Annotated in this window: 7 protein-coding genes; 5 read left to right on the forward strand and 2 right to left on the reverse strand. The window is 68.6% G+C overall.

What is annotated here, in order from left to right; all coding sequences use genetic code 11:
• The first annotated feature begins 15 nt into the window (after window positions 1-15).
• Together dapB and AC068Z_RS32360 are read left to right on the forward strand one after the other, a co-directional pair.
• Entirely contained in the window at window positions 16-768 is a 753-nt protein-coding gene (gene dapB, locus AC068Z_RS32355; RefSeq protein ID WP_478563651.1) for a 4-hydroxy-tetrahydrodipicolinate reductase, read from the forward strand.
• Window positions 768-1,211 carry a DUF485 domain-containing protein gene (locus tag AC068Z_RS32360; RefSeq protein WP_478563654.1) on the forward strand — a complete coding sequence of 148 codons (444 nt, stop codon included), beginning with the start codon at window positions 768-770 and terminating at the stop codon, window positions 1,209-1,211. Before dapB ends, AC068Z_RS32360 begins: the two co-directional genes overlap by 1 nt.
• A gap of 76 nt (window positions 1,212-1,287) precedes the next feature.
• Here AC068Z_RS32360 and AC068Z_RS32365 read toward each other — a convergent pair whose 3' ends face one another.
• Window positions 1,288-1,842 carry a hypothetical protein gene (locus tag AC068Z_RS32365; protein WP_478563657.1) on the reverse strand — a complete coding sequence of 185 codons (555 nt, stop codon included), beginning with the start codon at window positions 1,840-1,842 and terminating at the stop codon, window positions 1,288-1,290.
• Between the two features lie 113 nt (window positions 1,843-1,955).
• Window positions 1,956-2,192 (reverse strand): hypothetical protein, encoded by a 237-nt coding sequence (locus AC068Z_RS32370; protein WP_478563660.1) that lies wholly within the window; start codon window positions 2,190-2,192, stop codon window positions 1,956-1,958.
• A gap of 201 nt (window positions 2,193-2,393) precedes the next feature.
• Between AC068Z_RS32370 and thyX the strand changes: the two genes are divergently transcribed.
• The 3 genes from thyX (at window position 2,394) to AC068Z_RS32385 (ending at window position 6,084) form a co-directional block, all read left to right on the forward strand.
• Complete coding sequence (gene thyX, locus AC068Z_RS32375; protein WP_478563663.1) at window positions 2,394-3,134, forward strand: FAD-dependent thymidylate synthase; 741 nt, start codon at window positions 2,394-2,396, stop codon at window positions 3,132-3,134.
• A gap of 211 nt (window positions 3,135-3,345) precedes the next feature.
• On the forward strand, window positions 3,346-4,245 hold the full coding sequence (gene dapA / locus AC068Z_RS32380; protein ID WP_478563666.1) for a 4-hydroxy-tetrahydrodipicolinate synthase: 900 nt from the start codon (window positions 3,346-3,348) through the stop codon (window positions 4,243-4,245).
• 153 nt (window positions 4,246-4,398) lie between these two features.
• On the forward strand, window positions 4,399-6,084 hold the full coding sequence (locus tag AC068Z_RS32385; protein ID WP_478563669.1) for a ribonuclease J: 1,686 nt from the start codon (window positions 4,399-4,401) through the stop codon (window positions 6,082-6,084).
• The last annotated feature ends 359 nt before the right edge of the window (window positions 6,085-6,443 follow it).

The raw sequence follows: 6,443 nt of genomic DNA on the forward strand, positions 1-6,443 counted from the left end.
TTAAGGAAGCAAGAGATGAGCAAGCTGCGCGTGGCGGTCCTCGGCGCCAAGGGCCGGATCGGCTCCGAGGCGGTCAAAGCCGTGGAGGCCGCCGAGGACATGGAGCTGGTCGCCGCCCTGAGCCGGGGCGACAAGCTGGAGACGCTGGCGGAGACGGGCGCCCAGGTCGCCGTCGAACTCACCACGCCGGACTCGGTGATGGAGAACCTCGAGTACTGCGTGGGCCACGGCATCCACGCGGTCGTCGGGACCACGGGCTGGACCGACGAGCGCCTCGCACAGCTCAACGGCTGGCTCGCCGACTCCCCGGAGACGGGCGTGCTCATCGCGCCGAACTTCTCCATCGGGGCCGTCCTGACGATGAAGTTCGCGCAGATCGCGGCGCCCTACTTCGAGTCGGTCGAGGTGGTCGAGCTGCACCACCCCAAGAAGGTCGACGCCCCCTCCGGCACCGCCACCCGCACCGCCCAGCTCATCGCCGAGGCCCGCCGCGCGGCCGGCACCGCCCCGGCACCGGACGCCACGACCACCGCCCTGGACGGCGCGCGGGGCGCCGACGTCGACGGCATCCCGGTCCACGCGGTCCGCCTGCGGGGTCTGCTGGCCCATCAGGAGGTCCTCCTCGGCGGCGAGGGCGAGACCCTGACCGTCCGCCATGACTCCCTGCACCACAGCAGCTTCATGCCGGGCATCCTGCTCGGCGCGCGGCGCGTGGTGACGACCCCGGGCCTGACCTTCGGCCTGGAGAACTTCCTGGACCTGGGCTGATGCGCGCGAAGATCTCCTACGCCGTCACGGCCGCCGTCCTGGTCGTGTACTTCGTCCTGGTCGGCAGCCGGGGCTTCATGCTCATCAAGGCCGGTACGCCGGTCACCGTCACCTTCGGCATCGCGGTGCTGGTCCTGCCGGGGATCGGTCTGTGGTTCCTGTGGAAGAACACCGAGTTCGTCCGCAAGGCCAACGCCCTCGCGGCCGAACTCGACGCCGAGGGCGGACTGCCGGTCGACGAGCTGAAGCGCACCCCCAGCGGCCGGATCGACCGTGACTCGGCCGACGAGGTCTTCGCCCTGCGCAAGGCCGAGACGGAGGACGCGCCGGACGACTGGCGCAGCTGGTTCCGCCTGGCGGTGGCCTACCACGACGCCAGGGACACCCCGCGCGCGCGGAAGGCGATGCAGCGGGCGATCTCCCTGCGGGAGGCCGCGCGCTGACGCTCGGACGCGACATCAGGCGAAGGGGCCCGGTCCGCACACGGACCGGGCCCCTTCGCGCGTCTCAACCCGCAGGTCAGCCCCGGCGGTTCTCCGCACCCCACGCCTCGATCGTGTCCGAAGCCCGGTCGAACGCCGTCGGACGGCCCAGGAAGTCCGCGTTGTGCGTGGTCAGCAGCGGCGTCGGCTCGTCCGAGGCCCGGTCGGAGCGTACGGCGACCAGGGCCTGGCCCTGGACCGTGCGCGGCAGCCCCAGCCAGCGCACCGGCTGCTGCACCGTGCGGACCGCGACGACCCGATCCCAGGGCGCCGTGCGCGTGGTGAAGAAGCAGGTCTGGCGCAGCCCCTGCGCGCTCACCCACACGCCCATGCGCAGCAGCCGCAGCGACACGGCGATCACCACCAGGGCGATCCCGAAGACCACTCCGGCCGAGCCGGGCGTGCCGGTCAGAGCGATGATGACCGCCGCGAAGAGCACGTAGGAGGCGAGCAGCAGCAGGAGCGCGGCCATGCCCACCCGCCAGGGCCCGGGACGGTAGGGCCGCCGCCAGCGGTCCCGGTCGTCGAACGGCAGCGCGATGTCATCGGCTGTCTCGAAGGCGCGGTCGGCCGTCAGGAAGGGCAGGGGCACGGCGGTTCCTCACTCGATCCATGCTGGGCTGTGCCCGGTGAGGCTATCTACCTGTGTCCCGGCTCACCACCCTAGGGGGTCCGGATGGGGTGAGTACCGGCCGCGGGGTTGGGTCAGCGCCCGTCCGCCTGCGACTGCTGCGTCTGCCGGGCCGGCTGGTCCTGGGAGAGCGCCGGCATCCCGACCACCAAGGAGCCCACCAGCGCGCCCACCATGGTCAGGCCCAGCAGCCAGCGCCCGGCTATCTCCCCGGCGGACGCCCGCTCGCGGGGCGGGGGAGTGACATTACTGCGGAACCGGTCCGCTTCGGCAAGAAAGGCGAAGGGTACGGGCTCACGCCGACGGAACATCGGAGGTCCTGCTCCTCTCGGGACTCGAACGAATCACTGTCACCAACACAGACGAGCGGGTGCCACAAATGGTGCCCGGTTACGCCGAATTGGCAGAAGTTCTGCGAAGTCGTCGCGGACCAGTACCGAACGCCCTGTTGTCAGTCCCGGGCCGTAGAGTGGGCGCCGCCCGAGTGAAGTGATGGAAGGACCCTCCGAGTCGTGACCGACACCCCCGCCGACGATCTCAAGCCCAGCTTCCGCAGCGATGTCACCGTCGAGCTGGTCAAGCACAGCGCGGCCGACTCCGACGTGCTGTGGGCCGCCCGCGTCTCCACGGCCGGTGAGCAGTCCCTGGACGAGCTGAAGAAGGACCCCGAGCGCTCTAAGGGCCTCATCAACTACCTGATGCGGGACCGGCACGGCAGCCCCTTCGAGCACAACTCGATGACCTTCTTCATCAGCGCCCCGATCTTCGTCTTCCGCGAGTTCATGCGGCACCGCGTGGGCTGGTCGTACAACGAGGAGTCGGGTCGGTACCGGGAGCTCCAGCCGGTCTTCTACGTCCCAGACGAGTCCCGCAAGCTCGTCCAGGAGGGCCGCCCGGGCAAGTACGTCTTCGTGGAGGGCACCCAGGCCCAGCAGGAACTGGTCGGCCGCGCGATGGAGGACTCCTACCGCCAGTCGTACGAGGCGTACCAGGAGATGCTGGCCGCCGGCGTCGCCCGCGAGGTCGCCCGCGCGGTCCTGCCCGTCGGCCTGTTCTCCTCGATGTACGCCACCTGCAACGCCCGCTCGCTGATGCACTTCCTCGGCCTGCGCACCCAGCACGAGCTGGCGAAGGTGCCCTCCTTCCCGCAGCGGGAGATCGAGATGGTCGGCGAGAAGATGGAGGAGGAGTGGGCCAGGCTCATGCCGCTCACCCACGCGGCCTTCAATGCGAACGGCCGTGTGGCGCCGTAACCCACCTGAGTTCCCCGGTCGGGCACTGATGTGCGGGTCAACCTCACGAAGTGTCCGTATTGCGGCATTTGGAGAAGTTCATCTAGCCTGATCAAACGGACCCGGCACTGCTTGAACCCCCGAGCAGGCAGTGCCGGGCTCCGCCTTTGTCCTGACTTTTCCCGCACCCCTAGGGCAGACCGCGCCTTGAGCAGCGAGTAGCGTGTAACCCATGGCTCCGACCTCCACTCCGCAGACCCCCTTCGGGCGGGTCCTCACCGCTATGGTCACGCCTTTCACGGCGGACGGCGCACTCGACCTCGACGGCGCGCAGCGGCTCGCCACGCACCTGGTGGACGCAGGCAACGACGGCCTGATCATCAACGGCACCACCGGCGAGTCCCCCACCACCAGTGACGCGGAGAAATCGGATCTGGTACGAGCCGTACTGGAGGCGGTCGGGGACCGAGCCCACATCGTGGCCGGGGTCGGCACCAACGACACCCACCACAGCCTTCAGCTCGCCCGCCAGGCCGAGCGGACGGGCGCGCACGGCCTCCTGATCGTGACGCCGTACTACAACAAGCCCCCGCAGGAGGGCTTGTACCGGCACTTCAAGACCATCGCCGACGCCACCGAGCTGCCGGTGATGCTCTACGACATCCCCGGCCGCAGCGGCGTCCCGATCAGCACCGAGACCCTCGTCCGGCTCGCCGAGCACCCCCGGATCGTCGCCAACAAGGACGCCAAGGGCGACCTCGGCCGCGCCAGCTGGGCCATCGCCCGCTCCGGCCTCGCCTGGTACTCCGGTGACGACATGCTGAACCTGCCGCTGCTCTCCGTGGGCGCGGTCGGCTTCGTCTCCGTCGTCGGCCATGTCGTCACCCCCGAGCTGCGCGCCCTCGTCGACGCGTACATCAGCGGTGACGTCCAGAAGGCGACCGAGATCCACCAGCAGCTGCTCCCGGTCTACACCGGCATGTTCCGCACCCAGGGCGTCATGACCACCAAGGCGGCGCTCACCCTCCAGGGCCTGCCCGCGGGACCGCTGCGCGCCCCCATGGTCGAGTGCTCACCCGAGGAGATCGAACAGCTCAAGATCGATCTTGCCGCGGGCGGGGTACAGCTCTAGCAACAGACTTCGCGCGGGCGACCGCGCACCTGGCTTCACAACTGAATACGCGGGCCACCGGTGCCCGCATCACAACGACAATTGCTTCTGCACGAACGTCACGCGCGCCACGTGCCCTACCGGTACGTGGCGCGCGTGGTTGAGGAGAGTCTTTTGAGTCATCCGCATCCTGAACTCGGCTCGCCCCCGCCGCTCCCCGACGGCGGCCTGCGGGTCACCCCGCTCGGCGGCCTCGGCGAAATCGGCCGAAACATGACGGTGTTCGAATACGGCGGCCGCCTGCTGATCGTCGACTGCGGAGTGCTCTTCCCTGAGGAGGAGCAGCCCGGAATCGACCTGATCCTGCCGGACTTCTCGTCCATCCGGGACCGCCTCGACGACATCGAGGGCATCGTCCTCACCCATGGCCACGAGGACCACATCGGCGGCGTCCCCTTCCTGCTCCGCGAGAAGCCGGACATCCCGCTGATCGGCTCCAAGCTGACCCTCGCCCTGATCGAGGCCAAGCTCCAGGAGCACCGCATCCGCCCCTACACCCTTGAGGTGGCCGAGGGGAACCGTGAGCGCATCGGTCCCTTCGACTGCGAGTTCGTCGCGGTCAACCATTCCATCCCGGACGCCCTGGCCGTGGCCATCCGCACCCCCGCGGGCATGGTGGTCCACACCGGCGACTTCAAGATGGACCAGCTCCCGCTGGACAACCGCCTGACCGACCTGCACGCATTCGCACGTCTGAGCGAGGAAGGCATCGACCTTCTCCTCTCCGACTCGACGAACGCGGAGGTCCCGGGCTTCGTCCCGCCCGAGCGGGACATCTCCAACGTCCTGCGCCAGGTCTTCGCGAACGCCCGCAAGCGCATCATCGTGGCGAGCTTCGCCAGCCACGTCCACCGCATCCAGCAGATCCTGGACGCGGCCCATGAGTACGGCCGCCGGGTCGCCTTCGTCGGCCGCTCGATGGTCCGGAACATGGGCATCGCGCGCGACCTCGGCTATCTGAAGGTCCCGCCGGGCCTCGTGGTCGACGTCAAGACCCTCGACGACCTTCCGGACAACGAGGTCGTGCTGGTCTGCACGGGATCCCAGGGCGAACCGATGGCCGCGCTGTCCCGCATGGCCAACCGGGACCACCAGATCCGCATCGTCCAGGGCGACACGGTGATCCTCGCGTCGTCGCTGATCCCGGGCAACGAGAACGCGGTCTACCGCGTGATCAACGGCCTGACCCGCTGGGGCGCCAACGTCGTCCACAAGGGCAACGCCAAGGTGCACGTCTCCGGCCACGCCTCGGCGGGCGAGCTGCTGTACTTCTACAACATCTGCCGCCCGAGGAACCTGATGCCGGTCCACGGCGAATGGCGCCACCTGCGCGCCAACGCCGAGCTCGGCGCCCTCACCGGCGTCCCGCACGACCGCATCGTCATCGCCGAGGACGGCGTGGCGGTCGACCTGATCGAGGGCAAGGCCAAGATCTCCGGCAAGGTCCAGGCGGGTTACGTCTACGTCGACGGCCTCTCGGTCGGCGATGTCGGCGAGCCGGCGCTGAAGGACCGGAAGATCCTCGGTGACGAGGGCATCATCTCGGTCTTCGTGGTCGTGGACTCGTCCACCGGCAAGATCACCGGCGGCCCGCACATCCAGGCCCGCGGCTCCGGCATCGAGGACTCCGCGTTCGGAGACGTCATTCCGAAGATCACCGAGGTGCTGGAGCGGTCGGCCCAGGACGGCGTCGTGGAGCCCCACCAGCTCCAGCAGCTGATCCGCCGCACCCTCGGCAAGTGGGTCTCCGACACCTATCGCCGCAGGCCGATGATCCTGCCGGTGGTGGTGGAGGTCTGACGGTCCGTCGGCCCTCATCTGCGTGAACCCGGAGCGGGGCGCCTCGATTTGCATCGGGGCGCCCCGCTCCAGTACGTTTACGGCTCCGCCTGAAGGGGAACCCGAACGCTTCGTGCGTCGGAACCAGTCCCCGAACGGGGCGGGAAATCCGACTCAGAACTTCTGATAAAGTCGGAACCGCCGGAAAGGGAAACGCGAAAGCGAGAACCTGGAAAGCACCGAGGAAATCGGATCGAAAAGATCTGATAGAGTCGGAAACGCAAGACCGAAGGGAAGCCCGGAGGAAAGCCCGAGAGGGTGAGTACAAAGGAAGCGACCGTTCCTTGAGAACTCAACAGCGTGCCAAAAATCAACGCCAG

The organism is Streptomyces sp. NPDC043726, from assembly GCF_056436565.1.

Bases quoted from the DNA above. Each gene is read 5' to 3' on its own strand.
- dapB (WP_478563651.1), top strand. From the start codon at position 16: ATGAGCAAGCTGCGCGTGGCGGTCCTCGGCGCCAAGGGCCGGATCGGC.
- AC068Z_RS32360 (WP_478563654.1), top strand. From the start codon at position 768: ATGCGCGCGAAGATCTCCTACGCCGTCACGGCCGCCGTCCTGGTCGTG.
- AC068Z_RS32370 (WP_478563660.1), bottom strand. From the start codon at position 2,192: ATGTTCCGTCGGCGTGAGCCCGTACCCTTCGCCTTTCTTGCCGAAGCG.
- dapA (WP_478563666.1), top strand. From the start codon at position 3,346: ATGGCTCCGACCTCCACTCCGCAGACCCCCTTCGGGCGGGTCCTCACC.